Origin of the sequence: Bradyrhizobium sp. AUGA SZCCT0169 (assembly GCF_018130085.1) — a bacterium.
Classification (GTDB): domain Bacteria; phylum Pseudomonadota; class Alphaproteobacteria; order Rhizobiales; family Xanthobacteraceae; genus Bradyrhizobium.
Genome location: NZ_JAFCMC010000059.1, coordinates 1 through 24,360, shown reverse-complemented (window position 1 = coordinate 24,360; position 24,360 = coordinate 1). Strand labels below are relative to the sequence as shown.

The window sequence follows — 24,360 nt, the reverse complement described above, 5'->3', positions numbered from 1 at the left end:
CCCATTTGGCCCGGTCGTGGCAAGGGCGAACTCCCCATGAAGGTCACGCGGATTTCTTCCGGCTGCACCTCTTCCGTACCCGGGGTCCAGTTGGCTGCGCTCTTCAGCCACGGCATCGGTGCGATGCCGTCAAACATGAGCCCTTCCTTCCAGCGTCCGAGTGGTCGGCCGGCCGTGGCGATATCCTGCAAGATCTTCGGGTCTGCCTGAAACCCCTTCTTCTCAAGCTCCTGCAACTGCTCTGGCGTGATCGAGAGGCTGGGCACCTGTGCGGGAGATACCGACTGTAGACTGATCATCGCCACGACAATCAGAATTATCCGCGCCGGGATTTTCATTTATTCTCTCCCTTCGTGATGGCACTCAGTCAGAAAACGGACGAAGCCCCGGATAGTACTGCGGACTAAGTCGACCGCTTCCCATCGAAAACTACTTCGTCTCCCGCGCCGTCGCAACGACAGGAGGAGGCGCCCACTTCTGCTCGATGATCTCGGCGCCGGGCATGTAGGTCCGCAGGATCAGAAAAAATGCGCCGTTCTGTGTGCTCGGCAGCCAGTTGGACTCCTTGTCCTTTCCCGGTGAGGCGCGCTGGATATAGAGAGTCAAGCCGCCGTCGGCATCCTGCTTCAAGCCTTTGGTGCGGTCCCCTATCGAATAGCGATTGAGTGGGTTGTCCGTGAAGTTGAAGGTCTGGTCGTACATCGTGAGCGACCAGAAGGCGTTGACCGTCGGCAGTTGGCCGGGGGCGAACCGAATCGTGTAGTTCTTCCCGCTATCGAAGGTCTGTCCTACGCCGTCTTTGGTCGTGTTGTAGTAAACGGTCTCCTCCAGCTCATTGGAGAGGATGCCGCCCATGGCCTGTATCGAGGCACGCAGCAGAAAATCGTCCACGAGCCCGGCGCGCCCTAAAGTGCGCGGCGGAATGTTCCAGTTATTGACCTGCCTGCCGAGTTGGCCCGAATCGATGACGGCTTTGATTAACTGTCGGCCATCGACTGCGGCGCGCGCGAGTCCGCGCTTGGTCGCGTCGTCCATTTGGTCGATGTCCTGCCCAGGACCGACGCCAATCCTTGCGAACAGTTCCACCAACTTGGCCAGGCGCGCTTCGGGCGGATTCTCGGTCATCGCCCGGTTCATGGTCCGCCACTCGGCGAGCGGATCGGTTTTCGGATCGAAGGGTTGCCAGACGTCGCGGCTCGCCGGCAGCACGGCGTCCTTCTTTCCCCACAGACTGAGCGGAATCAGGGAGTACTGATCCTGCAGCGTATTGACCGTCTTCGCATCGGCCGGGCCGTCGATCAGCGTCCGGGCGAAGATCAGCACGGTCGGTGTCAGCGACGGAGCCAATGCGTTCACCCCCTCCGGCAGTTCGCCCTTCCAGCCGGGGCCGACGATGGCGAAGCTTCCAGCCCTGCCGCCGGTGGTGCGTTTGCCAACGTAGGCAAAATTGTCCGAGTCCACGCCCGCCAATTCAAATGCGAAGTAGCGGTCGCCCATATCCGGATGCGAAAGGATCACCGGCTCCTTTCCGACGTCAAGCCAGGCTGTTGAATAAAGCGTGTCCTGATTGGGCGAACCACCGCCCCGATAGGACGCATCTGCCAACGCTCTCACGTGGCTGAAATGATTGATGGGTGCATACAGCGGTAACTCACTGGAGGACTTGGGCCGGGTGACCCAATCCGCCCGCAGGCTTGGTAGATATACGTAAGGAAAGCCGAAGATATAGGCCTGTACGCCGAGCGTATAGGCGTACTGCTCCCGCCAATCGATCTTGCCAGCCGCTTGCACGTCCGTTGCTTCTGCTCCAGGCTGTGCGGTCTGCGCCAATGCTAAGGAACCGAAAAGCGTTACAGCCAAGATCGTTATCAGCAGCAGGGCCACTCGTCTTGCTTTTGCAATCATGTTCCCTCCGCAAAGCCGTAGCCCGGTCAGGCGCCTCACAATCAGCCCTGTGAGGTGAAGGCTATCGGTCAACACCGTCGCTGCAGTAGGCGAAAGCAAACGGCAGCGCAGATACTTCGCTTGCACAACATGGACAAAGGCGGGCCATTACGTCCGTCAGCTTCGGCCAACGACGAACATGCAGTCTTGCAGGTATTCGCCCGGATGCATCAACGCATGACGCTTCGGGAATATCAGCGCCTGCCGACTCGATTTACCGGACCGCCACGATTCATCGGCGTTCCTGCCCGCACTCCGACACCAGGGGCACCGAGGCCGGGAGTTACCACCGCTCGCGCGACAGGTCGCGGCCGCAGCACGACGCCGGGCCTCACGATGCATCCAGCCGGATACGAAACGTATTGGCAGTACACTACGGCACTGGCCGGTACACTGCCTGCGGCCATGAACCCAGTGCTCAGTAGCGCCGATAATGCGAACCGAATCTTCATCCTGACCTCCTCTGTTTCGCCGACTGATTTAGCCGGAGCCTTTCTCGGTCACTGCTTTTTCTTAATGCCCTTCTCGGGTTCGCAAGCCCTAAAGACTTCGAAGACTTTTCGGCAACGCGTTGCTAACTGAGCGCAGAGTTGGCTTTAGAAGATCGATATAACTGTCGCGATCCGCGTACATGGGCCTCGCAAGATCAATAAGCCCGCAGGAATAGATTAAACTTCTTAGCGGTCTTGAGTTACCTTTCGCCTTGGCCGAGTTTGCGTCGAAGGAGACCAAATAGCAAATGGTGCTTCATAGCTGGGTCAGCGCGATGCTTGCGGACCGCGGTTTGCCGCCAATCTGCACGGCCTCAATGGTGCAATGCCAGAGGGCCTGGCTCAATCGGTCTTCACTAAGTGGCTTTCGAGCAACATCAAAGCGCGACGTTTCCGCCAATCCGTTTTTGCATTGCACTGACATGCGGTCAGGCATTCAATCCATTCCAGACATAACTCGCTGCGGGGGATGCGACATGGCACATGGGAAATCCCAGCTAAGGACAGGTCGCTGGCTCATGCATGCCGGCCTTGGCGCCGCCGCGCTGACGGTCGGCACGCTGTCCGGGCCGGTTCATGCCGATCAAGCCGGGGTATCGTACTGGGTCCCCGGCCGCTTCGGCAGCCTCGCAGCAGCGCCGACCGTGCCCGGCTGGTCGATGGCGGAGGTGTATTATCACACCACTGTCGGGGCGTCGGGCGCTGCGGCGGCCGCAAGAGAAATTCAGATCGGCAGAATCCCGGCGACGGTCAATGTCGATCTGAATGTGAACCTGAAGGCGCAGGCCGACCTCATTCTGCTCAATCCCACTTACACCTTCGGAACGCCTGTCTTGGGCGGACAGTTGGCCATTGGCGTAACTGGCTTGTTCGGGCCATCGATGGGACGCTGACGGCGGCGGTCGGACCCCTTTTCGCGACTCGAACTGGCTTCCTAGGAGATTCGATCACTTCCGTCGGTGACCTCTATCCGCAGGCGACGTTGAAGTGGAACGCCGGCGTGCACAACTTCATGACCTATGTAACGGGCGACATCCCCGTCGGCGCCTACGATTCCAGCCGCCTTGCCAATCTCGGCATCGGTCACGCCGCCATCGATGGCGGCGGCGGCTACACCTACTTCAATCCAGCAACGGGGCATGAATTCTCGGCGGTCGCGGGCTTTACCTATAATTTCAAGAACAAGGATACGAATTACCAGAACGGCATCGATTTCCACATCGATTGGGGTGCTTCGAAGTTTCTGTCGAAGCAGGTGTTCGTAGGTCTTGTGGGGTATGGATATCAACAGATCACGGACGACTTCGGCGCCCATCCGATCCTGGGCGGCTTCCGGTCGCGTGTTCTGGGAATCGGGCCGCAGATCGGGTTCCTGTTTCCGGTAGGCGACATGCAGGGTTATCTTAACCTGAAAGGTTACGGCGAGTTTGAAGCCGCCAACCGGCCATCAGGTTGGAATACCTGGCTGACATTCTCGATCTCGCCGATGGCGCCCACCAGCACTGTGGCCCCCACCCGCCGGATCGCTACCAAGTAATGGACCATATGGCGTTCTCGGACGGAGGCGCCGGTTACGGCAACTCCGGAAACGGTAGCATGCCTGACCATATAGAGCTCTGCGCGCTTCCCAGCGGTTTCGGGAAGGCCTAACATCGCGATAGCTCGAAATTTATTAAAGCCAATTCTTAGGGGCACCTATGATGATCCGTTTGCCTTCGATTTCCGCAGCCACACTTGCCGCCATTTGTGCCGCAAGCATGTTTGCAACCACGGTGGCCGCGGAGGATGTGACGACGGACATCGGCACGTTCAGCAAAGAGACTGCCGATAAGGTGTTTCCAACGAAGCCGCCTTATTCGCCCTATGCCGGGCGCAATTTCCCGACGCGGCCCTACTTTGGCGACACCCACACGCACACCTCGTACTCAATGGACGCGGGTGCGTTCGGCGCGCGCCTGGGTCCAAAGGACGCTTACCGCTTTGCCAAGGGCGAGGAAGTAATTGCTTCAAGCGGTCAACGCGCCAAACTTTCGCGTCCGCTCGATTTCATGGTGGTCGCGGACCATTCGGACGGAATGGGTTTTTTCCCGCAATTGATGGGAGGCGACCCAGTCCTGCTGGCGACGCCGCAGGGTCGGAAATGGTTCGACGAAATCAGTACCGGTAAAGGTGCGCAGGCGGCCGTGGATATCATCACCAGCTTCGGCAGGGGCCAACTGCCCAAGGGATTCCCCACGCCGGGGACGCCAGCCTATCGCAGTGCCTGGCGCGAAACGATCAAGGCGGCCGACGAAGCCAATGAGCCCGGCCGATTCAGTGCTTTCATCGGTTATGAATGGACCTCGGGCGAGGGCGGCAACAACCTTCATCGCAACGTCATCTGGCGCGACAACGGTGCCAAGGCGAGCCTTGTCGAACCCTTCACTACGCAGCCGCCTCTCGGCAGTGCAAACCCCCGTGATCTATGGAAGTGGATGGCGATGGTTGAGGAAAAAACCGGCGCAGAACTTCTTGCGCTAGCCCACAACGGCAACTTGAGTAACGGCCGGATGTTTCCAATCATCGAGTCCTTCAATGGCAAACGAATCGACCGCGAATATGCGGAGAGCCGTACCCGCTGGGAGCCGCTCTACGAAGCCACCCAAATGAAAGGCGATGGCGAGACCCACCCATTTCTTTCGCCCAACGATGAATTTGCAAACTTCGAACGTTGGGACAAGGGCAACCTCGATCTGACCGAAGTGAAGAAGCCGGAGATGCTAGAATTCGAGTATGTCCGGTCAGCACTCAAGAACGGGCTCAAAATGGAAGCCGAACTTGGCGTAAACCCTTACAAGTTCGGCCTGGTCGGCAGTACCGATGCGCATACCGGACTCGCGGCGGTCGAGGAGGACAATTTCTTCGGCAAGACAACTTCTGCCGAACCGAGTGCCGGCCGGGCGACGCATCCCTTCGTCAAGACCAATATTGCCGTCATCATGGGTTGGGAGACGACGGCCTCCGGCTACGCTGCGGTATGGGCAACTGAAAATACCCGTGAAGCGATTTTCGACGCCATGAAGCGGCGTGAGACCTACGCCACCACCGGGTCGCGCATGGCGGTTCGCTTCTTCGGCGGCTGGGACTTCGAGGCTGCCGATGCCAACAACCGCACGCCGGCGCGAATTGGCTACACCAAGGGCGTGCCGATGGGTGGCGATTTGAGCGATGCGCCAACGGGAAAATCGCCTTCGTTCCTTGTAGCCGCATTGAAGGATCCGATCGGCGCAAATCTCGATCGCATCCAGGTCATCAAGGGCTGGGTTGGCAAGGACGGGCAGCCGCAGGAGCGCATCTATGATGTCGCAGTGTCTGGAGGCCGCACGATCGACGCCGACGGCCGCAGCAGAACATCCGTCGGCAGCACGGTCGATGTCGCAAACGCGACATGGACCAACACGATCGGCGCGGGCGAGATGATCACGGTATGGAAGGATCCCGATTTCGACCCAGCATTGCGCGCGTTCTACTATGTGCGGGTGATCGAAATTCCGACGCCGCGCTGGACGGCTTATGACGCAAAATACTTCAGTGTCAAAATGCCGGCGGAAGTCAGGATGACGACCACCGAACGCGCCTACACCTCGCCGATCTGGTACACGCCTTGATCGCTCGGCTGCTGAGAGAGCCGTTATTTCAGTTTCTCGCGCTTGGTGCGACGCTATTCGCGCTTTACGGTCTCGTCGGCAAGCGAAATGCAGAGGCTCCCGAGAAAATCGTGGTTTCCGCCTCGCGGATCGCCAACCTCGGCGACGGATTTGTGCGGACATGGCGGCGGCCGCCGAGCGAGCAGGAACTGCAGGGCCTGATCGAAGACTATATTCGCGACGAAGTCTTCTACCGCGAGGGCAAAGCGGCCGGACTCGACCGAGACGACGTCATCATTCGTCGTCGCGTGCGGCAGAAGATGGAATTTCTTGCCGCAGACATGCCTGAAGCGAGCGACGAGCAGCTTGCCGCTTACCTCGCGTCCAATCCGGAGCGCTTCAAATCCGACGATCAAATCACATTCCGTCACGTCTTCCTGAGTGCCACGCGACGGCCGAATACCATTGAGAGCGACAGCAAAACCGTTGCGAGCGTCCTGGCTGGCGCCGACGCAACTGTAGATGCGACAGCACTCGGTGATCCCTTTCTGCTTGGCGAGGAGTTTCGTGGTTTTTCGGCAACAAAGGTAACCAACCAGTTTGGTGAAAGGTTCGCCAAACGGGTACTCGCGATGGAAACGGGTCGCTGGCAGGGGCCGGTTTCTTCGAGCTTTGGACAGCATTTCGTCTTTATCAGCGAACGAGTTTCCGGCAGCTTGCCGCCGCTCGATGATGTTCGGCCGGCCGTCCGCCGAGAGTGGGCGAACGCGCGGCGCCTTGAGGCAGAACAGAAGCTGTATGCCTCGCTACGGGAGCGCTACGAAATCCTGGTGGAAGCGCCTCCTTCCAAGGCGGCGACAGCCGAAGTTGGTCGATGACCCGTTTTCGTTTGTTCATTGCTGTTCTGGCGGTGCTGCTGGCGCAACCCGCGATCCCGGATGAACTACGGCCTGGCTATCTGGAAATGCGTCAGACCAGCCCCGGCGAGTATAATCTGCTTTTCAAAATCCCTGCGCGCGGGGAAGACTTGCGGCTCGCGATCTACGTCAAACTGCCCGAGGGCACTCAGGATGTAGGGCCGCCCCGTGCATCGTTCAGCGACGGGGTCTATGTTGAACGCCGTACCATTCGGCGGGAGGGAGGATTTATAGGGCAGCCGGTATCCATCAACGGACTATCGGCCACATCGACCGATGTACTGGTTCGGATCGAAAGCCTTGCCGGCGCAGTACAGACCGAACGGCTTTCTCCAACGAAGACGGCATTCATCATTCGAGCCGTGCCCGGCGCTTGGGAAATCGCAGCGACCTACCTGCATCTGGGTGTCGAACACATTCTTTTCGGCTTCGACCATTTGCTGTTTGTGCTGGCGCTGGTGATTCTCGTACGAGGCTGGGGGCGCGTGGCCATTACGGTTACGGCATTCACGATCGCGCACAGCATTACCCTCGCAGCGGCGGCGCTGGGCTTTGTGAATGTGGCGGGACCGCCCCTGGAGGCAACCATAGCGCTCAGCATCATGCTGGTTGCGGTCGAGATTCTGAACGCCCGCCGTGGGAAGCCGAGTTTGACCGCGCGCCTGCCATGGCTCGTTGCCTTCTCCTTCGGCCTCCTGCATGGCTTTGGATTTGCCGGCGCGCTGGCTGAGGTGGGATTACCTCAACATTCGATCGCCGTTGCGCTGCTGTTTTTCAATGTTGGAGTTGAGATTGGACAGCTCATTTTCGTTGCCGCAGTCTTGTCGTTGATATCCCTGTTACGCTTTGTGGCGTCAAAACTATTGGAGCCTGCGCGTATACAGCCATCACTCGACCGGCTCGATGTGACCGTCGCCTACGCTATAGGCATCATGGCGGCCTACTGGCTGGTTGAGCGTACGACGGCCTTTTTTGTGTAGGAGGCACGCCGCGTAAGAGAACGATGTCCGCTTCGGGTCAAAAACGGAAGTGTCACCCTCAAAAAGCGACTTCCGCTCTACCCCCGTGAACGGACGGACATGGTCGGCCATAGCGGCCATCGCCGGCAGCGCGCCTGGAACCGCTGGAAACAGAAAATTGGAAAACCGGCTGCAAGCTACCGACACAGTCAACCGATGGCCGGTCGACATGCTATTGCGGCGCGCCGATCGGCATCACCACCATGGACCGTCACATCTACGCGGCTCACATGACCGAAGAAGAACAGACCCTCACATGAAATTCACCGGCGAAAGCCCCTACTCCGACCCGGAGAAAGCAGCCCGCCGCCTGATGGAGCACGCGCAGGCCTTCGAGCCCATCCAGGACAACCGAATCTATATCGAGAAGATCAACGGTCCCTTCCTGTTCGGCGACAAGGCCACGCCAGCGCAATACAGCGCTGGCCTCAAATACGCGATCGACAAGGGCTGGCTGGTACTGCACGAGAGCGGGACATTCGTGAAATTCACGCCTGCCGGCGCGGACGTCTTTGCATAAACGAAGGCCGCTGATCTTTCGAGCAGCGGCCTGCCGGGTTTCAAAGTATCGGAAATGAAAAGGTTCACCCTCCTCCCCGGTCGGCAAAGCATGTCACCTTGAGGAGGCTCTGGCTCTATCAAATGTGAATCTACACCGCAAAATCGGAGCGCCCAGTCCTCTGTGGGATCCTAGACCAATTGCCACTTATTCCCGGTTCGCTCTGGAACAATCAGCTGGGCGGAGCGTCTGGTTAAAGCTTCCAGCCATGATGGTGCCCCCCGACCGCTGGAAAATCCGTATCGTTCGGGTTGGCGGCCCCCGGTTGGGGCCGTTTGCTTTGGGGCTTGGTTCGAGTTGTGGTCGCCTTTTTAGCCGTGGATAGGCGGCCCCGGCTCTCACGATGCACCGGGGCCGCTTCTCGCAACTGCGGGCAACGGCGGTTGCCGGCGGGGCCAGCCTACCGGCAATCTTGCTGGTTTTTCCCGACTAGTTCGGAGTACCTCCGCTGACGAAATCCCAGAATAGCTGCCAACTCGTGCGCGCGCGCTGAGGCGGCCCTCGGGTTATGGGCACCGAGTCAAAGGCGACACGCGGCGCTGGGCTCGCACCGTAACGGGCCTTCCCAGACGCACAAAAACTGATCCTCGTCTTACTTCTTGCCTTTGGCCGCGGGCGCAGCTGCGATGGGTGCGCTGGCGCCCGCGTTGGGCGGAGCGGCGCCTGCTTTGTGCTGGTAATCAGGGCCTGACATAGGAACCGGTTTCTTGGCTTTTGGATCAACCGTGATGGGCGCACTGGCGCCTGCGTTGGGAGGCGTGGCGCCAGTTTTGCTGGTGTCTTTTCCCAACATCATCGGCCCGCCGGTCTGGGCCGAGGCCAAAGACGATCCCAGGACGAAAAACGCGAATGTCGCCACCGTCGCTAGCTTCTTCATGTGAGTCCTCCTCGTTAAAAATGCACCAAGCGCGCGAAAGATCGTTGGTTCCATAGCGGGAAGCTGGTTGCGCTCACTCGCGCGGCCAGATCATCTACCGCTCATCCATAACCTTGCTGATGTCGGGCTGCGCAAGACCATTGGCACGTTGGCATTCGCACGGCATCCCCGCGCCGCACTCGCAGCCCCTGTCCCGGTCCCAAACCTTGTCCGGGTGGTTCTCGCACACCCAACCGAGGCCGTGGCAGATTGGGCAATCGGGGTCGATCATGCTTCATCAATCTGGTTACGCGTAGCTCCGACACCGAAACGAAAGGCCCCGACCGGGGCTTGGCCGGGGCCCATTCCATATCGTCCCCCGCCGAGGCTGGGCACGATGCCCCAAGGTCACCATTCGATGTGGCCCATCCTATGTCCTAATTCGGAAGCGTGGGTGTTCTGATTGGGACGGACCAGGCAAAAGGACCCGCACCAAGATTTGGAACGAGCGTAGGCCTTCGAAATTATAGACCTGTGCCGGACAGCTCCTTCGGCACGACCTCTCGGAAGCCGACGGCCTCAGCTTGCCCCTCGCGCTGGGGCCGTTTCACATGCCAGCGTCTCGCGCCGGTTCTCGGCATCGGCCATCGCCTCGGCCTTCCGCGCCTTCTGAATCAAAATGTCCTGTTCTCGACCAGGTTTGATGCGGCCGGCCGTAGCTCGCGCGTCTTGTGCAAACTTGAGAAGGCGCAATTTCCAATGAAGTCGATGGCCTTATCCGATTGCGTCTCATCACACACCTCGCAACATCGCGGAGGCTATCGGGCAGCTCGCGCCCGCTTCTTCTCGACCCGCACGCCCTTGAACTTTTTCGCCGCCTTAGCCTTTTTTGCCGGCTTCTTCACCGCCACGAACTCGCCGCCCTTTTTGTTGCGCTTGGTCCATGCGCTCGCGCCGCCGAGTGGGGTTTTCACCTGCGATCGCTTCTTCACTGCACCCTTGCGGGCATTGTCGCCTTTCGGCTTGTTGACTGCCATTTCAATGTCGCCTTCGCCGCGGGAAAAGCACGCGATCGGGCAAAAGGTTCCAATGGGAAGGGGGCCTGCGGACGTTACAGGGTTGCAACCCAGATCGGGTGGCCACCATGTTGGAACTAATGGCGTTGGCAACCGCCGCCGTATCGATCCCGGCAATCGTCGTGCTTGGCCTGTTCAGGCTCGCTGAATTGAAGCGGGCCGAAGATCTGGAAACCCCGCCCCATGTTGACGAATGGCTCGCGTCTGAGGAGCTGCATTCGCCGAACTAAATGAGGGCCGCCGTGCTCGCGGTAATCGCAACACTGTGCGGCCTGGTGACCCTCGCCGCAATGATGGGGTTGATGACCCTGGCCGACCTGATGGCCGCCGGCGCAAAAAAGCAGCCCCTCCGCGCCCTCGCCTATCTAAGCCCGACGCGTACATCGAGCACGCTCGCATGGGGGACTCGCTAGTCACCGCGACAAAATTTCCTAGGAACGATCTAGGTCCTGACAGCGTAGGAATCGGGTGGCGTCTATGGACTGTCACCGCGGCTCCAGCTCTTTGCGCCGTCATCTTGACTCCCGGGGCTGGAGCCCGCCCGTGCGGAGTTGTGTATGCGTCGGTCGCCCTCGATGGTGCCAGAAGCCGGCCAGGATATTTACCTAGTGTTGGACGACTTTGGCGGACGCCTTGGCCGCGCATGGCGCGAGACCGCCGAAGATGCTGCTAATCACGAAACGCTTATCCGCGACCTGATGGACGGTCAGTATAGCTGCCCGGCTAGAATCGTCGCCTTCAATACCGCCGAGGGCTGGTCCCGCGACGTCACCGTGGATGTCGCCATCGAGCTGCGCCGACGCTTTGCCGAGCTCGATGAAATGCCTGCTTCCATGCAAGCGTTCTTGCAGACCGGAATCGCCCGGCGATGACGATTTCGACACTCCTACGGGAGATAACGTCTCGGTGAACGAAACCGATTGCCTGTCCCCACGCAATCGTCCGGAAACGAAGCCGGCGCAGCCTCACCATCACAGGCATCAGGGGATTTTCAAAATGATAGCTCTCACAGTCACCACCATTTTAGCCGTAGCTGGAACAGTGATCGCGCTGGCATCGAGCGAATTCGGCCCCGAATTAGTCCTCGCCGTTGTCAGCCTCGTATAGGGGTACGTTTGCGCATGCAAAGAAAAACCCGCCGGTCATGTCCCCCGGCGGGTTTCCTACACAACTCTCGCGGGGTGGCGGACAATCCAACGCACAAACCTCGCTTATTCTAGGCGCACGTCAACCTCGGACGCATCAGCAGTCGGCCTCTGGCCGGCAGGATGCATCCGAAGCGATAGCTTCAGTTCGTGCGCCTTCACCGTCACGGCAGCAACACCCCTACCCAAGGCAGCTGCGATTTGCGTCGGGGGCATCTTCTGGGCCATGCCGCGAAGCTTGGCGATATCATCGTCGGACCAACGTTTGCGCTTCATGGAAATCCTCCTCTCCAATCCAAAAAACAAAGCGGGAAAAATAGGAAAGTTCCCATGGAACGGTCGCAGCCAAGGGCGGTCGCTCTTTGAGCGGGCGGCAGGATTCGCATTCTAGGCGCCCTCGCCTATCTAAGCCGGATGCGTACCAGTGCTTTTGAACCCTGCATCCCAACCCGCGCCACCAAGGTCCCGACCAGCAAAAGCTGGATCCACGAGGTCAAGCACGATGGCTATCGGCTGGTCGTGCACCGCGAGGGCAAGCGGGTGCGGCTGTTCACCAGGAACGGTTTCGACTGGAGCGATCGATACCCGCTGATCACCGAGGCGGCGCTGCGCATCCGGTCGACGTCGTTCGTACTGAATGGTGAAGCGGTGCTGCTCGGCGTCGACGGGATCTCCGACTTCGACGACCTGCATTCCCGTAAGCACAATGACGAGGTACAGTTCTACGCCTTCGACATGCTGGTGAGCGACGGTGACGATATACGGAAGCTGCCCCTTACAATGAGGAAGACCAACCTCGCGCGGTTGCTGGCGCGGCGTGTCGACGGCATCTTCATCTCCGACTTCGAACGCGGCGAGATCAGGCCCGAACTCTTCCGGCACGCCTGCCTTATGGGACTCGAGCGGTAACGCATCCTGCGTGGCCTTACGCGAAGATCATAAAGCCAAGGAACGCCACCAAGACCGCCAGGCAGATCATCCCGAGTCGGAAATACAGGGTGCTGCGATCCATGGCGTGCCCGGCCAAGTTTCATTTAACGTCTATTTCCGCACCGCCGCGCGACCCGCCGGTGGTCGTGAGACCAAATCTCGATGGTCGGGTGGTATTCAAGATATTGGGCGGGTCCCCCCGTCCCGGCCTGCGAGTCGGTAGCGGGAGGTCATAGGCCAGCGCCATCCCGCTAAGGTCGAGCGCGTAGGCAACGAATTTCCTCATGGCTGGGCCGCTCCTTGGCATGCGAAAAGCCCGGCAACATGCCGGGCGGAACGCAAGTATTACGCAGCTAAAAGCAATGGATCTAGTTAAGCGCGCCGTTGCTGGGCCGTCTGTTCACTTTTGAACCATGCACGTAAGGCGCCTTATCGCTTGCGCGCCCACTCTGGTTGCTGAACACTCCGGCTGGTCGAGATCTTGGCTGAAGGCTAAGAAAATGACAAAGGTACCGGCAAAGTTGAGCCACAGAAGCCGGTCAGCAAAGCCGAGCGCGAAGCGCGAAAGGCATTCCGCCAAGTCGACGCCGAAAAGGCAATGACCGAGCACGATCGCGCAAAAGGCGTTCTCAAAAAACCGCGAGCGTCTCAAGGCCGAGCGGCTGGAGCGCGAGGCTGCAGCGCCACCGCCCACAAAAGCTCAACCCAAGGCGAAGAAATGACAGCTCCGAGTCCGGCGAGACGGCGTTGGACCTCCGAAGAGGAGCAAAAGCTTGATGAGCTTCTCAATGCCGGAAAGGAAGCCGCCGAGATAGCTGTTGAACTGAATCGAACACGCCAGCTGTTTATGCTCGATTGCAACGGCGGTACAGAAAACGGGCAAAGCAGTTCGGCTTGTCCAACTCCGGCTGAAGCAGCGCAATCCCGAGTATGCCGCGGCAGATACGAACCATAGCGCTGGAGTCGTTTGCCTAGACGCCGCGAGCGCGCTTCAATGGGTCATGCCCGAGCTCACCCGCCGCTGCCTACGCAATCAATTTCTGTGGCGCCGAGATCGACATAGCGGTAACCGACCGTCACGTTCACGAAGCACATATGGATTAGCAACGCGCGCAATCATCTCATGACCCGTTTGGGTGAGGCGCATTTTCCGCAAGTGAGGCGGCCTGCCGGGCGTGCCCCGGTACAAATACCAAGTTCTCCCGAATCTCCTTTCCGGCAATGAACTCCGCTGTTAGGTTTTCGGTTGGCGCTCACCAAAACGCCGCCGGGAGCGCTTTGGAATGCCCCCGTCCGCGCTAGCCCCCCGGACGGGGGTTTCATTTCAATGAAGGAGCTGGACTCTGCAGTGCGCCTTCGAGTTTTTTTGATCTTTCCTATTCGGATAAGCGATGCCCTATGCCATTTTCAGTGACTGCCTATGTTGACGATCATCTTGTTTCCGTGACTACCGAAACCGCGAAAGAGGCATTCGCAAAAGCGGTCGAATGGCATGTCGCAGGCAAGCTCACCGACGTTTCTTATTAGCGACGGCATCGAGAGCTTCGATTGCCGAGTTCTCTTCAATTATAGCGAATGACGGTTTGTCGGGTTAGGCGTTCTTATGCGCTAGGACTCTCAATGAAGAGATTCAGCATGGCCGACCTCGAACGGTTGTGGACAACCATTCCAGTCAGTGAAGACAGCGCAGAGGGCGCCACTGAGATTTGGATGCGCTACGATCTAGGGGCGCGCGCAACAACGCATCACAAGTTGAACCGGTTGACCGCCGAGGGACGTATCAAGCGAATAACCCGCCCAATTCCGAGCGGCGGCGAAATGCATTTGTATTACCGAGCACACACACAGGACGGCTCTTCATCGCCCGGATGAAACTGTGAGGCGGGAATCAGAGAGGACTGGGAGCTAGATACCCCTTTAGGGGCGGCTTTCGCGCCGCGAGGCGCGTCTTCCGCGGTAGCTTGGGTTTTTCTAGCAGGCGGCGCGATTGAAGCGGCAGCTTCAACTTGTGGGCCTTAGTCACTATCGCGCCCATGGAGCGATCAGTCACCTCGGCTATCTTTGAGGGCGAGTATTTACGCCGACGCCCGCCCCTACTCCGATCCGGAAAAGGCTGCCCGACGCCTGATGGAACACGCCCAGGCATTCGATTCCATCCAAGATGGCCAAATCTACATCGAGAAGATCAACGGGCCTTTCCTGTTTGGCGACAAGGCAACACCGGCGGAATACAGCGCCGGTCTCAAATACGCGATCGAGCAGGGTTGGCTGGTGCTGCACGAGAGCGGGACATTCGTAAAATTCACGCCCGCCGGCTCTGATCTGTTCGCTTGAACATTTGTTCGAGCGTCTTTCCAGCGATTTTTAAGCGAACTACCCGTAGTTATCCGAACGGCGCTGCACCCGGTCCTATTGAGGAAATGGCCGAGTGCAGCCAGTGAGCCGGAACGACCGTGAAGCCAACCGATACTTTGAAGCCGGCCTGTTTGTTGCGGCCCTCGCTGGGCTCGTCTTAATTGTGTATTGGGGCTTGAGGTGACGCCGCGTGGCCGCTCCACCCAGGACAGAAGCGGCACTGGCTTTAAATTTTCGGGAACCAATTGGCTATGTACATTTTTGTACAGTTCCTCGGAACGGAATCGCCCACAGCGAGTCTTTGCATGGGGTGCAACGTGACGGGAACTAATCGTGATTGGGAAAAAGTACTTGGCGGACCAAGCCGCAACACTTCTAAAGTTTGCGAAGGCCACCACCGATCCAGACGTTGCCGCAGGCCTTCTATCAAAGGCCGCCGATCTTTCATCCAAGAGTAAACAAGCGCTTGATGCCAGCCCCCGAGCGCCTGATGTAGAGCAGTCGGAAGGGTGAACTCTAACAAGCAGCGACGGCAATGAGCCGCCGGATTGCGCCGCTTGCGAAAGCCGGGACGCAGTGGTCGGAAGTTAAATCATCTACCAAGATGCTCCTACCGGTACCGAAGGCCCGCCATGGCCGCGACGCCGGCACATCCAAATGAAAGAGGCCGCCAACTGAGGTACTCCGGACTAGTTCGGAAAGGTCGGCTGAGTTGCGGGTAGTTGAGGAGGCCGTTGGCAACCGCCGTTGCCGGTCGGCTGTGCCCCAGTGCACCGCCAGTCCGCTGGGGCCGCCTAAGGCCAAAGGCCGCCAACTGAGGCCGCTATCTCAATGTGCCATCCCTTTAACCGATAGTCGGCCAGCAGCCTAAGATGGATGGCGCGCGCTGAGGCCGTAAAGGCATGTGTCTGAATTCCACTAGACGGGTTCAACATGGAGCAGTTACCACTTGTTCCCGGCAATACCCAGTCAGCTGACAAATCAGTCTCCCCAAAAAGAAACGACCCCGGCGCTCTAGACGGAAGCGCACTGAGGCCGCTTCGATGTGTCCGGCGTCTGAAAACGGACACCGCCGCCAACGGCGGTCGTTGCCACTTGTTCCTAACGACGAAAGACCCCTACGCCTGCTCAGCCTACTTGGCAGCTCCGCAATATGAACGCTTATTCAGGGACTTAGCGCGGGTTTGCGTCGGAACATAGAAGCCTCGTGCCGGTTATCGAAACGTAGTTGAATGCAAAGGAGTGAGACATGAAAAAGCTAGCTATCGTACTTGCCGTCGGTGCTGCCGCGCTGCTCGGGGGCAGCGTAGCAAACGCCGACAACTCGGCGAAGAAGACGGAAGGCGCAACAGTCGGAACAAGCCAGTCAACCGACTTAAGTGCGCACCGTCGCCATCGCCATTATGGCCATCGTCGCTACTACAGGAGCTATGCGTATTATCCTCGGCGGGCTTACTACGCTCCGCCAGCATACTACGCTCGGCCGTACGGGGGGTATGGTTACGGCGGCCCGTCCATAAGCCTAGGCTTTGGTTTCGGCGGCCATCGTCACCACCATCACGGCTGGTGACACTCCTAACAGCCCGCAATAGTGCGGGCTGTTCTTTGCACGCGGCCGTCGGCTCACAGGCGCAAGAAGCGCTTTTATCCAAGACGACTCGGCAGCCAGTAGCTCCAAAAAGCAACGGCCTCAGCGGCTATCGGGGGACGCGCTGAGGCCGTTTTGATATGTCCGGTCTCTCCTCCAGACAAGCCATTTCAACGCCGTTCATTGCCACTTGGTCCCGGCACAAATACCAGGTCTTCCGATTCCACTTTTTGGAAATGAAGTCCGCTGCTAGGTTGTCGGCGGCGCTCACCAGATCGCCTTCGTGAGCGCTTTGGAATGACGCCCGTCCGCGCTAGCCCCCCGGATGGGGGTTTTCATTGAGTGGCCTGTTTTGGTTCGCAAGTGGCCGAATTCGGCCAGCACCCATAAGAAAACCCCCCAGCGCCTTCGGGGGACGCGCGCTGAGGCCGTTTTATACGCGTCTATCGTCTGCTTCAGACACGTGGCCTCAATGCCGAGCATTGCCACTTGTTCCCGCAAACGAAGAAGACCACCGGGCAATAAGCGGCGTTGAGGTCTCGTTCAAGCCATTGCAGATTTCAAGTCAGCGGCGGATCAGCCACCTTGGGGTTACCTATTTTGGGGGAAAAACAGGCGAGCCCCCGCCGTTCGCATAGGAACCTTCGCGGCCAAGCGCGATTTGTGATCGTGCCGGGCCGCCCCCGGCAAGTCCCCGAAGGCAACGGCCTCAGCTGCTCCCCCGGCTGGGGCCGTTTTCGTGCCTTGGTGATTCGCAAATCCACCTGCCCTCTCCTATCTTGGATCAGGGGCGCGTGGAGTTGCGTATGAGTTCGCCGTCGATCATTCCAAACGACCATTTGGACCGGGATTTTTACATCGTTCTCGAAGATTTCAGCAGCGGTGCGGCCTTCCGCGAGACCGACGAAGGCATCGATTATCCTACTTTCATTTCCGGCTTGCTGCGCGGCGAGTATGCCCGGGTGCTGCGGGTTGTGGCCTTCAATCCGGCAGAGGGCTGGTCACGGGACGCGTCCGAAGACGTCGCCCGCGAGCTGGAGCGCCGCGTCAGCGCCGAGGGCCGCGAGGCGTCCGATAGCCTGCAGGATTTCATCGAGGGCCAGCTCGGCCGAAAGATCGGCGTGCAACTGCCGTTACCACTGCAAATCTGAGGGATCCATGTCCGACCCCGTCGCCAACACCGCCCGCTTCATTAAGGTAGTTGAAGCGATTGTCGCCGAATTCGAACGGCAAGGTTTCGGCGCAGAATTAGCCGAGCTTGGGTTCGACACCGGCGCGCTTGCCAGAGCGGTGATCGAGGCAGCCGACGGCCAAGTCATTCCGTTTCGCCAGCGATGAGGCGACTAATAGCTTTCGCCGCCGTGCATAGCTGCCAATCATGAAGCAGTTCGAGTTTTGCAAGCCGGTCGCCAAGACGACGGTCCCGATCGGCCCGGACTGGATTCACGAGGTCAAATACGACGGCTACACGACTCGCCCCACTTAGGATCGATCAGGATCCGTCACCCCGGTATCATGCCAGACCCACCAATCGTATGGCGGAGTCTGAGGATAGCCCCGGGGTGAGTCTTCCCACGACTCCTGGCGACCGAGTGCAGTGATATCGAGGTAATTCCACGTGTTGCCCATTTGCTCGTCGCCACGGCCGCCGTGGTTGAAGTAGGTACGGAACAGGCGTTTGCCGTCTCGAATGAATGCGTTCGTGCCGTGCCATTCTTCCACGCCGAAGTCGGTCTCGAAGTCGTCGGTCAGCGTGTACCACGGGATATGCTCCCAGCCCATCCGCGCCTTCACGCGATTGATGTCCGGTTGCGGTGCGCGGGAGACAAACGCGAGACTCGTGTCGCGGGCGTTCAGATGGACGGGGTGGGCGACCTGATCCGCCACCATCGAGCAGCCGATGCAGGCATGTTCCGGCCAGCCGGATACGCCGGGTTCAAAGAAGGCGCGGTAGACGATCAATTGCCGCTGGCTCTGGAACAAGTCGAGCAGGCTCATCTTGCCCTCCGGTCCGATGAACGCATATTCCTTCTCCACGGCCAGCCAGGGCATCCGCCGACGCTCCGCGGCCAGCGCATCGCGGGCTCGGCTGTGGGCCTTCTCCTTCACGAGCAGCTGCTTCGACGCAGCCATCCACTCCTCAGCCGACACAATCGGCGGTGTCTGCATTCCGAGCAGCTCGCTCTTTTGGTGGTTATCAGACGATGTGGTCATGCTTCTCAAGCCTCCAAAACTCAGATGCATTCCATGTGCGTGCCGGGGTGGGCCTTTCGCTGCAGGAACGAAGTCAGCCGCCGCCAGTGCCCAAGTCGTCGGAACTCCCGGCGATCAGGCGAGGCCATTGTGAGATGGGACGTCCATCGTCGCGCATACGATGCTTGCCTTCTCCCCACCCTTGCGGCCAGTCCGCGGGCGAGTCCTCCCACGGCTCCTGCCGCCCGTAGACGGTCAGGTCGAGCAGTCGGTAGCTGTTATCCATCGCCTCGACGCCGCGCATCGTCGTCCAGTACGTCTCGAAGACATCGGATCCCCGTCGCAGGTAGCAGATGAGGTGCATCATTCCGACCCGCCGCCCAACCAGGAGGGTGTCGAGCGAATCCTGGGCCGAATACCACGGCATGTTCCAGCCCATGAAGTCGCGGTAGCGAACGCTCTCGTCGTATGGACCCTGGCAGAACGTGGCGTAGGTGACGTCGCGAGAATGGATATGAGACAGCTCGCGGACCTGCGTCGTAAAGAAAGTGCAGCCCTCGCACTGCTCCGGAGCCGGGCGACCGTCGTGCCACATGAAGTAATAGGCGATGAGTAGCCTGCGTTCCTCGAACGCGTCGATCAGCGTCACCGCCCCGCCCTCGCCGACAAGCGGCGTGGCGCCATCCACAGCGACCATCGGCAGCCGCCGGCGGGCGGCCGCAATCGCGTCGCTTTCCCGTGTGTGAGCTTTTTCCCGGAGCCGTAGCGTATCGAGCTCTGCATGAAATTCTGCGCGATCGACGGTCCGCGGCAATTCGGTTTTGTCGGCTAGGAACTTACTCACTTGGCTCTCTCCCGTCATTCCGATGCGCCTGTGATCCAAATGCCGCTCCCGACGTTACCGTCAGCGCAAATGAAGGCGTGTGAAAGGCAAACTCTACTCGTCGCCTGCTGCACTGAACTCATGAGGTCGCTCCGGCTCATCCATAGGGTAAGAAGCAAGCGGCATGGCGTAAATGTCAAAATCATGCCATTTTCCGCCAATGCCGATCGAAGTCGCCATACTGATCTATCCAGGATTCGAGCTACTGGACGCCAGCGGACCGGTGTCTGTGTTCAGCACGGCCAATTTCGTGCTCGATCAACAGGAAAAGGATCCCGCTTACGAAATTTCGATGGTGTCTTCGATCGGAGGCGCGGTGCGCAGCAGCAGCGGCGTCAGCGTGAATACGAAGCCGCTTTCAAAGGTGCCTCCCCGAAAGCTGCATACCTTCCTTGTCGCGGGCGCTGAAGCCGGTCCTCTGCGAAAAGTCCTCAAGGATCCTGTCGTCTGCGAACGAGCGCCGCGCTGGGCCAGGAAATCGAACCGATACGGCTCCGTTTGCGCAGGAACCTTCGTGCTTGCCAAGCTCAAGTTGATCGACGGTCGCTGCGTCGCATCGCATTGGAGTGCCTGTCGATCACTGGCCGCGGCATTCCCAAAAGTCGAGGTCGACGAAAACGCCATCTACGTCAAGGACGGCAACGTATGGACCTCTGCCGGCGTAACAACAGGGATCGACATGGCGCTCGCAATGGTTGCCAACGACACAGGTATGGCCGTCGCCAATGACGTGGCTAAACGGCTAGTGCTCTACGTCCGCCGGCCGGGCAATCAGTCACAATTCAGTCCGCTGCTGCGCGCTCAGCGAACCGCCGAACATCCTTTTGGCGACCTGATGGACTGGGTGCAATTGAATTTGGAGCATAATCTGGATGTACCGACCCTGGCGGCGAGAGCCGGTCTCAGCGAACGCAGCTTCTTCAGAAAATTCACCGAGGCGATGGACGAAACACCGGCGCGGCTGATCGAGTCCATTCGGCTGGACGCCGCACGTGTGCTGCTCTCGCAGGGTTTGGCGACCAAGTTGACGGCATCACGCGTCGGACTTCCCAGTTCCAGGTTCGCGAAGGCCTTCGAGCGCCGGTTTGGCATGTCGCCAAGGCTTTATCGAGAGATGCACGCGCAGTCGGCGGCCCCGAGCCGAGACCGGTAGAGTTCAGGCTGCCTGGGTCGCCTCGGGAGCGGCCACGATTCTGGCGGCCGTTCCGGGAAAATGATCGAAAGGCGTGGCGTTCGAATACCCGATCGAGATGATCGACCTTGGGTAATCAAGCAGACCAGCGGTCTTCTTCTCTTTGGGCCTCCTCAATGTTCAGACGGTCGGCAATGACTTCGGCAGTTGTCTCGTCGTTGGTTTGAGCAACAGGCTTGCCATCGCTTGTGACGATTTTATCCTTTTCGGTGCGAAGCGGAAAGTGCTCGGGTTTTCAAGGGTCATCCTTCATTGGCCGTTCCCCGCTTAATGGCGATACGAACGGCCGCAGATTAATAGCTGAGACCGTTCGTCGCTTAACCTATCGATCCTTCGGCAACGGACCTGTTCCGGGTGCACGCGGACGATCCGTTCCTAGCCAGCTGTCTGTTCGCCAACCGCCATGGGTGAGAGCTCGTGTAGCTCTTTTATTTGCCATTTCATTGTCACTGCATGTCATACCGCACGTTTCAAGCACCGGGAAAAAGCGGTAACCCTCCGCGTTCGATAGGTTGCATCGCTTGCGGTGGTTTTGCTAATGTCGGCCAAACGCGGAGAGTTGGGTGACTTTGGGACGATTAGCTATGCTTCTCGCAGCAATCTGCGGCCTGTTTATCGTATGGTTCACGCTAGCCTCTCACAGACCACATTTTTCCCCCTACCCTGGCTTCGACCGATTGATTGCTTTCGCAATGCTGAGCTTCCTCTCAGCCTTCGCATTCCCCAAGCATCTTCCAATCGTTTTGCTCGTATCGATCGTATTAGCGATTGGTTCTGAAACGCTTCAATTTCTGCGTCCCACGCGTGACCCTCGCATCATTGACGGAATGATGAAGGTCATCGGGGCCAGCACGGGCGTCGCCTGTTTCGCTCTAGCGAAGCAGGTTTTCAAGCCGAAAGCGTAGCCCGCGTTTTCTTCGACGGCACACGCAGCCGAAGACGTAAGGCGAAGATGTGTCGCATCGGCGTCGTCCGACCCATTTAGATACGGCTACGCTCGTTTGTCTCTAGAGCCCCACCCGGTGACTTATAGCCTCCGGATTTGCCTATTGTTGAAACCGGCTCATTCTTTCGCAATTTTTCACTCCAACCAAAAAGCCCGCACACTGTCGCTGTGACTAAACCGGCCACCACGATCAGCAACACCGTGTCATCGACGGCCCCTGCAAGTTTCCCGATAACGGCGGCAGTTTCCCCCGCCCTGTTCACCCAACTCGTCCTTATTGAGACAAGCCGCTCTCAGTTCGCCGCAAACGTCCCGGGCAACAGGCCGTTGGCAAGCTTCACGATAGGTGCGGCAATTACCTTCCCCTCGCTCGCCTAGCCTATCTTTGTTTTCGCATGCTTGGCGTAACTGCTCACACTGCCCGCCGCCCCGTCGCGCGCGACTATCTTCAACTCGAACGCCCCCTGGTCCAACTTCAATGGACTGCGAGAAGCCCGCGATTGGGAAAACGAACAGAGCGGTTGGGACCTTTAAGCCCCCGCGCGCGTTCTGTGAGTGTCGGGGTGATCCAGAACGGAAGCCTCAGCCATGAGCATTATTCCACTTCACCTTCAAAGACGCTTCGAGCAGCGATGGGCTTCTCAGTTCGGTTCGCTGACAAAGCCGTTGAAAGGCTCACCGGTCAACATTACTCCGCGCGCGGCAAAGCAAAAGGAGCAGCCTGACAAGCCTGCCCGTTCCGAGGCCCGTCTGCTTGTCGAGATGGGGCTGGGGTCGAGGGGGGAATGAAGTTATGGAAATGGCTTCGCGACGCGCTTGCTCCAAAGGGGACGCCAGTTTTTCTGGCAGCAACCATCGCGTTTCTGGTGTCCGTGCTCGTTTCGATTTACCTCCGGTCGTTGCTACGTTGAAAGGCAAGTTGGTCGAGCTCGGGCTGAAAGCGAAGAAGTGACATACGACGGGCCAGGTAATATACCGTCAACACTTTCGTGCTGAGCATTTCGATTTTCGGGGCAAGATAGTTTTCACGCGTTTTGATGCTTGCGAATTTGTGAATTGCACGCTCCTCATCGACCAGGGAACAGAGCAATTGGCTTTTACCGAGTGCGTCTTTAAAGACTGTAATATCGATAAACTGGAACAGGACGAAAGTCGCGGGTTGTTCGGCAGGTATAACACTTTCTATCGCCCACTTGAGGAAAGGCGGGCCGAATTTGAGACCAGACTGGCGCAGGCGCTGGCGGCACGGAAAGCGACGGGGCGATGACGCCGGCGCCGTTAGGGTTGATCTTCACAATCGACGTTGACGGCCAGCCAACGGTCGCTTTCGAGGCTAGGCAATTTCGAGAAGCCGCCGAACTTACAAAGGAAGCGTGGTTTCGGACCGACTTGACTAAGCTAAGCTCAAATGGCGAGCCGGTCTGCGGGATAGGCTCAAAACTAAAAGCCAGGATCGCAACCGAATCCGAGAGGGGCGTGTACCGCCAAGCCGAAGCGGAAGCTACCGACGATATCTTGCTAGTGTATTTGGTCGAGCTGGACGCGATATGAAATTGCTCACTGAATGAGCGCGCCGTAAGCCTCGAACGCTTAGCGGCGGGCGAACAAGACTCAACTTTCAAAACTCAGCTGCTAAACCAGGCTGAGGCATATCGGAAGTTGGCGGCCAAGCGAGCCGAAGAGTACGGCCTTCCGCCTCCTAGCCCACCAAAATTATAAGGAAAGTCGGCATTTCCACGTCCACGACATGCTGTAACTGCGCGCCCTTCCGATCCCCAAGGGATTGATAATTTGCCGTAGGTGCGCCGCCGCGCTTCAATAGCGCATGCCCGAACTCACCCGCCGCCCTCACCCCGAACGCTCCGACTGCTGGCACGTCTTTTTGCGGTGACGTTCAGGTCGGCACGATCGCGATCCAGGCAGGCCTGCCGGTCAAGGCCAAGCAATGGAGGTGGGACGTGGGTTTCTATCCGGCCTCACGATCCGGTCGGCCGCAGCCCGCGCTTCTTCCGCAAATTTCAGCAGGCGCTTCGATGGCCTTGTCCGACAAGAGGGCCGGCTCCCGCTGCATCGGGCCCCCACATTTCGGACAGCACTTCGATGGCTATGCGAGGCATCGGAAGAAGTGAGCATACGCCGACTGGGAGGCTTGATCTGTATCAAAAGACACCAAGGCCGGTGAGGCGGCCTTACTTCCCGAACCTCGCTTCAGTTTCCTCCACCCGCCCTTCTTACCCAGCGCCACGGCTCGCGGGGGCGTTTGGGGGTCATTAGGTAATTTCCCTGACTTCGCCGGGCCTGAGATTTAGGGCCGCCAGTTCTTTGGCTGTCAGATGGTCAAAAATCAGCGAAGCTGCCCAGCCTTCGGGAACCACCCTCATCACCTCGTCCAAAGCATCTTTTCGGGCGCAAGCGACCGCGAAGAACCGGACCCTTCCCTCCTCGGTTCTTACCCGCACCAAGTAGACTGCACCGTCATCTCTCATCTGCTTAAGATGCATACGGAATCCCTTCCGTTCCAGCCGGATCGGCCGCGTGTCCTAATTTCGTTTGGTTGGGAACCAGGCATAGGACGTATCGTTAGGCCCTTCATGGAAGAGTTAGACAGACGCAAGAATGAGGCTCTGGTCGCGGTGACGT

Annotated in this window: 21 protein-coding genes and 1 pseudogene; 14 read left to right on the top strand and 8 right to left on the bottom strand. The window is 58.9% G+C overall.

Annotation, left to right across the window (positions count from 1 at the left end; genetic code table 11):
• The 3 genes from JQ609_RS34090 to JQ609_RS35430 all read right to left on the bottom strand — a co-directional run.
• Positions 1-338 (bottom strand): hypothetical protein (locus JQ609_RS34090; RefSeq protein WP_212276955.1); only part of this gene is annotated, 338 nt, incomplete at its 3' end.
• Positions 339-429: 91 nt separating this feature from the next.
• A complete protein-coding gene (locus JQ609_RS34085) occupies positions 430-1,905 on the bottom strand; it encodes a DUF1254 domain-containing protein (RefSeq protein WP_212276954.1) in 1,476 nt (491 codons plus the stop codon).
• Between the two features lie 233 nt (positions 1,906-2,138).
• Complete coding sequence (locus JQ609_RS35430; protein WP_249119800.1) at positions 2,139-2,396, bottom strand: hypothetical protein; 258 nt, start codon at positions 2,394-2,396, stop codon at positions 2,139-2,141.
• A gap of 557 nt (positions 2,397-2,953) precedes the next feature.
• On the opposite strand from JQ609_RS35430, the pseudogene JQ609_RS34080 reads away from it, so the two are divergent.
• From JQ609_RS34080 to JQ609_RS34060, 5 genes and pseudogenes are all read left to right on the top strand, one after another.
• A pseudogene (locus tag JQ609_RS34080) lies at positions 2,954-3,972 on the top strand (transporter).
• Between the two features lie 160 nt (positions 3,973-4,132).
• A complete protein-coding gene (locus JQ609_RS34075; RefSeq protein WP_409411220.1) occupies positions 4,133-6,082 on the top strand; it encodes a DUF3604 domain-containing protein in 1,950 nt (649 codons plus the stop codon).
• Positions 6,079-6,939: a peptidyl-prolyl cis-trans isomerase gene (locus JQ609_RS34070; protein ID WP_249128760.1), complete on the top strand. Its 861-nt coding sequence runs from the start codon at positions 6,079-6,081 to the stop codon at positions 6,937-6,939. The genes JQ609_RS34075 and JQ609_RS34070 overlap by 4 nt, the downstream gene beginning before the upstream one ends.
• Positions 6,936-7,958, top strand: a complete 1,023-nt coding sequence (locus tag JQ609_RS34065) for a HupE/UreJ family protein (protein WP_212276952.1) — start codon at positions 6,936-6,938, stop codon at positions 7,956-7,958. Before JQ609_RS34070 ends, JQ609_RS34065 begins: the two co-directional genes overlap by 4 nt.
• Before the next feature lie 295 nt (positions 7,959-8,253).
• A complete protein-coding gene (locus JQ609_RS34060; RefSeq protein WP_212215153.1) occupies positions 8,254-8,517 on the top strand; it encodes a hypothetical protein in 264 nt (87 codons plus the stop codon).
• A gap of 631 nt (positions 8,518-9,148) precedes the next feature.
• Here the strand turns inward: JQ609_RS34060 and JQ609_RS34055 are convergent.
• Both JQ609_RS34055 and JQ609_RS34050 read right to left on the bottom strand, forming a co-directional pair.
• Positions 9,149-9,433 carry a hypothetical protein gene (locus tag JQ609_RS34055; RefSeq protein WP_212215154.1) on the bottom strand — a complete coding sequence of 95 codons (285 nt, stop codon included), beginning with the start codon at positions 9,431-9,433 and terminating at the stop codon, positions 9,149-9,151.
• Positions 9,434-10,230: 797 nt separating this feature from the next.
• Complete coding sequence (locus JQ609_RS34050) at positions 10,231-10,449, bottom strand: hypothetical protein (RefSeq protein ID WP_212276950.1); 219 nt, start codon at positions 10,447-10,449, stop codon at positions 10,231-10,233.
• A gap of 125 nt (positions 10,450-10,574) precedes the next feature.
• On the opposite strand from JQ609_RS34050, the gene JQ609_RS34045 reads away from it, so the two are divergent.
• Positions 10,575-10,718: a hypothetical protein gene (locus JQ609_RS34045; protein WP_212276948.1), complete on the top strand. Its 144-nt coding sequence runs from the start codon at positions 10,575-10,577 to the stop codon at positions 10,716-10,718.
• A 327-nt stretch (positions 10,719-11,045) separates the two neighbouring features.
• The gene (locus JQ609_RS34040; protein ID WP_212215156.1) at positions 11,046-11,360 is read left to right on the top strand and encodes a hypothetical protein; all 315 of its coding nucleotides are present in this window, start codon (positions 11,046-11,048) and stop codon (positions 11,358-11,360) included.
• Between the two features lie 339 nt (positions 11,361-11,699).
• On the opposite strand, the gene JQ609_RS34035 is transcribed toward JQ609_RS34040, so the two are convergent.
• A complete protein-coding gene (locus JQ609_RS34035; RefSeq protein WP_212276946.1) occupies positions 11,700-11,909 on the bottom strand; it encodes a hypothetical protein in 210 nt (69 codons plus the stop codon).
• A 138-nt stretch (positions 11,910-12,047) separates the two neighbouring features.
• Here JQ609_RS34035 and JQ609_RS34030 point away from each other — a divergent pair, with 138 nt between their 5' ends.
• The 5 genes from JQ609_RS34030 (at position 12,048) to JQ609_RS34010 (ending at position 17,844) form a co-directional block, all read left to right on the top strand.
• On the top strand, positions 12,048-12,542 hold the full coding sequence (locus JQ609_RS34030; RefSeq protein ID WP_212276944.1) for a DNA ligase: 495 nt from the start codon (positions 12,048-12,050) through the stop codon (positions 12,540-12,542).
• A gap of 1,656 nt (positions 12,543-14,198) precedes the next feature.
• Positions 14,199-14,435 (top strand): hypothetical protein, encoded by a 237-nt coding sequence (locus tag JQ609_RS34025; protein WP_212276942.1) that lies wholly within the window; start codon positions 14,199-14,201, stop codon positions 14,433-14,435.
• Positions 14,436-14,690: 255 nt separating this feature from the next.
• Positions 14,691-14,897, top strand: a complete 207-nt coding sequence (locus JQ609_RS34020; RefSeq protein ID WP_212276940.1) for a hypothetical protein — start codon at positions 14,691-14,693, stop codon at positions 14,895-14,897.
• Positions 14,898-17,285: 2,388 nt separating this feature from the next.
• On the top strand, positions 17,286-17,657 hold the full coding sequence (locus JQ609_RS34015; RefSeq protein ID WP_249128759.1) for a hypothetical protein: 372 nt from the start codon (positions 17,286-17,288) through the stop codon (positions 17,655-17,657).
• A gap of 7 nt (positions 17,658-17,664) precedes the next feature.
• The gene (locus tag JQ609_RS34010) at positions 17,665-17,844 is read left to right on the top strand and encodes a hypothetical protein (RefSeq protein WP_212215165.1); all 180 of its coding nucleotides are present in this window, start codon (positions 17,665-17,667) and stop codon (positions 17,842-17,844) included.
• Between the two features lie 144 nt (positions 17,845-17,988).
• On the opposite strand, the gene JQ609_RS34000 is transcribed toward JQ609_RS34010, so the two are convergent.
• Positions 17,989-18,720, bottom strand: a complete 732-nt coding sequence (locus tag JQ609_RS34000; protein ID WP_212215167.1) for a DUF899 domain-containing protein — start codon at positions 18,718-18,720, stop codon at positions 17,989-17,991.
• A 73-nt stretch (positions 18,721-18,793) separates the two neighbouring features.
• A complete protein-coding gene (locus JQ609_RS33995; RefSeq protein WP_312014930.1) occupies positions 18,794-19,543 on the bottom strand; it encodes a DUF899 family protein in 750 nt (249 codons plus the stop codon).
• Positions 19,544-19,742: 199 nt separating this feature from the next.
• Here JQ609_RS33995 and JQ609_RS33990 point away from each other — a divergent pair, with 199 nt between their 5' ends.
• Together JQ609_RS33990 and JQ609_RS33985 are read left to right on the top strand one after the other, a co-directional pair.
• Positions 19,743-20,735 (top strand): GlxA family transcriptional regulator, encoded by a 993-nt coding sequence (locus tag JQ609_RS33990; RefSeq protein ID WP_212276936.1) that lies wholly within the window; start codon positions 19,743-19,745, stop codon positions 20,733-20,735.
• Between the two features lie 623 nt (positions 20,736-21,358).
• The gene (locus JQ609_RS33985) at positions 21,359-21,679 is read left to right on the top strand and encodes a VanZ family protein (RefSeq protein ID WP_212276928.1); all 321 of its coding nucleotides are present in this window, start codon (positions 21,359-21,361) and stop codon (positions 21,677-21,679) included.
• Positions 21,680-24,360 lie beyond the last annotated feature (2,681 nt).

Bases quoted from the DNA above. Each gene is read 5' to 3' on its own strand.
- JQ609_RS34085 (WP_212276954.1), bottom strand. From the start codon at position 1,905: ATGATTGCAAAAGCAAGACGAGTGGCCCTGCTGCTGATAACGATCTTG.
- JQ609_RS35430 (WP_249119800.1), bottom strand. From the start codon at position 2,396: ATGAAGATTCGGTTCGCATTATCGGCGCTACTGAGCACTGGGTTCATG.
- JQ609_RS34075 (WP_409411220.1), top strand. From the start codon at position 4,133: ATGATGATCCGTTTGCCTTCGATTTCCGCAGCCACACTTGCCGCCATT.
- JQ609_RS34065 (WP_212276952.1), top strand. From the start codon at position 6,936: ATGACCCGTTTTCGTTTGTTCATTGCTGTTCTGGCGGTGCTGCTGGCG.
- JQ609_RS34060 (WP_212215153.1), top strand. From the start codon at position 8,254: ATGAAATTCACCGGCGAAAGCCCCTACTCCGACCCGGAGAAAGCAGCC.
- JQ609_RS34055 (WP_212215154.1), bottom strand. From the start codon at position 9,433: ATGAAGAAGCTAGCGACGGTGGCGACATTCGCGTTTTTCGTCCTGGGA.
- JQ609_RS34050 (WP_212276950.1), bottom strand. From the start codon at position 10,449: ATGGCAGTCAACAAGCCGAAAGGCGACAATGCCCGCAAGGGTGCAGTG.
- JQ609_RS34040 (WP_212215156.1), top strand. From the start codon at position 11,046: ATGCGTCGGTCGCCCTCGATGGTGCCAGAAGCCGGCCAGGATATTTAC.
- JQ609_RS34035 (WP_212276946.1), bottom strand. From the start codon at position 11,909: ATGAAGCGCAAACGTTGGTCCGACGATGATATCGCCAAGCTTCGCGGC.
- JQ609_RS34030 (WP_212276944.1), top strand. From the start codon at position 12,048: ATGCGTACCAGTGCTTTTGAACCCTGCATCCCAACCCGCGCCACCAAG.
- JQ609_RS34025 (WP_212276942.1), top strand. From the start codon at position 14,199: ATGGCCGACCTCGAACGGTTGTGGACAACCATTCCAGTCAGTGAAGAC.
- JQ609_RS34020 (WP_212276940.1), top strand. From the start codon at position 14,691: ATGGAACACGCCCAGGCATTCGATTCCATCCAAGATGGCCAAATCTAC.
- JQ609_RS34010 (WP_212215165.1), top strand. From the start codon at position 17,665: ATGTCCGACCCCGTCGCCAACACCGCCCGCTTCATTAAGGTAGTTGAA.
- JQ609_RS34000 (WP_212215167.1), bottom strand. From the start codon at position 18,720: ATGACCACATCGTCTGATAACCACCAAAAGAGCGAGCTGCTCGGAATG.
- JQ609_RS33990 (WP_212276936.1), top strand. From the start codon at position 19,743: ATGCCGATCGAAGTCGCCATACTGATCTATCCAGGATTCGAGCTACTG.
- JQ609_RS33985 (WP_212276928.1), top strand. From the start codon at position 21,359: ATGCTTCTCGCAGCAATCTGCGGCCTGTTTATCGTATGGTTCACGCTA.